We start from the raw sequence: 1,079 nt of genomic DNA, 5'->3' as shown, positions 1-1,079 counted from the left end.
TAGCCTGCGCGCTGATGCTGACATCAAATACGGTAACATGGCAGAAACCGAGTAATATTCCGCGTTGACTGCAACAGGATGTAACCACAAAGAGCCGCTTTTGCGGCTCTTTGCTTTTTCTGTGTGCGCGAATTGTTCGGGTGAATCTATTTGCATACCGTATGACGCACCAAGACAATTTCAAGTCACCGGCATCTTCAGTACATAGAAAGGAATGGACTCACGTGTTCAATGCAAGTAAACCTGCCTTTACCGTAGCACTATTGCTGCTCACCGGTTTGTTACCATTCACATTCAGTGCGCAAAGCGCGGAGCGCTATATTATCAACGGTGTGCCGATTGAAAATGTAGCCGCAGAGCCGGCTACGGCTGGCGTTGCATCAACTGTTGAAAATTCGGCTCAGTCTGCTGCGAGCGCGAAGACAAAACCGGCGATGTCGCCAGTTAATATCAATACCGCCTCGGTGGATGAGTTAGATCAGGGGCTATCTGGTATTGGTCGGCGTAAGGCTGAGGCAATTGTTGAATATCGCACGCGCCATGGCGCGTTTTCTGATGTGCGACAGTTGTTGGAAGTGAAAGGTATCGGCGAAGGGATTTTGAAAAAGAACCGTGAGCGGATCAGCCTGTAAATTGCACGGCGGTTGTCGCTTACTGTTTGCGTAGATGCTGCTTCGTTTTTGCTTAATTGCGCAGTGAGTTCGTTTGAGTCGGTAGTCGGCATAGCATGCCGTAAAACGCACCGCAGAGCGCCCCAGAAAAATGGGCTAGATGAGCGACGTGCGCTTGTATCAAATGCGCCGTAAACGCATCGTGCTGGCTATCTGGCCATAACAGCAATGCCAGTAGTCCTCCGGCCAGCCAACTGGGCAGGATAGCAACATTAGGGCTGCGCCAACTGGCCACACTTAACCACGCTACTATTCCGTACAGCACGCCAGATAATCCGCGATAACTCCCAAGGCCGCTAGCCGGTAATGTCAGCCCGATAGCCACACAGCACAGCAGATAAAGCGTAATGGCTTGCCGAGCGCGCAGTAAAGGATAGGCCGCCCAGACGAGCAGCCATAACCCCAGCA

2 protein-coding genes are annotated in these 1,079 nt (G+C 51.7%); one reads left to right on the top strand and one right to left on the bottom strand.

Annotated features, from left to right (window positions below):
* Positions 1 to 224 precede the first annotated feature (224 nt).
* Positions 225 to 632 (top strand): ComEA family DNA-binding protein, encoded by a 408-nt coding sequence (locus ACRC27_RS11455; RefSeq protein ID WP_438639918.1) that lies wholly within the window; start codon positions 225 to 227, stop codon positions 630 to 632.
* Between the two features lie 52 nt (positions 633 to 684).
* Here the strand turns inward: ACRC27_RS11455 and ACRC27_RS11450 are convergent.
* On the bottom strand, positions 685 to 1,079 hold a 395-nt coding region (locus tag ACRC27_RS11450), incomplete at its 5' end, for a rhomboid family intramembrane serine protease (RefSeq protein ID WP_438639917.1).

Origin of the sequence: Plesiomonas sp., from assembly GCF_051650925.1 — a bacterium.
Taxonomy (GTDB): domain Bacteria; phylum Pseudomonadota; class Gammaproteobacteria; order Enterobacterales; family CAMTGL01; genus Plesiomonas.
The sequence above is the reverse complement of the archived record's forward strand: the minus strand, read 5'-3'. Positions and strand labels throughout refer to the sequence as shown.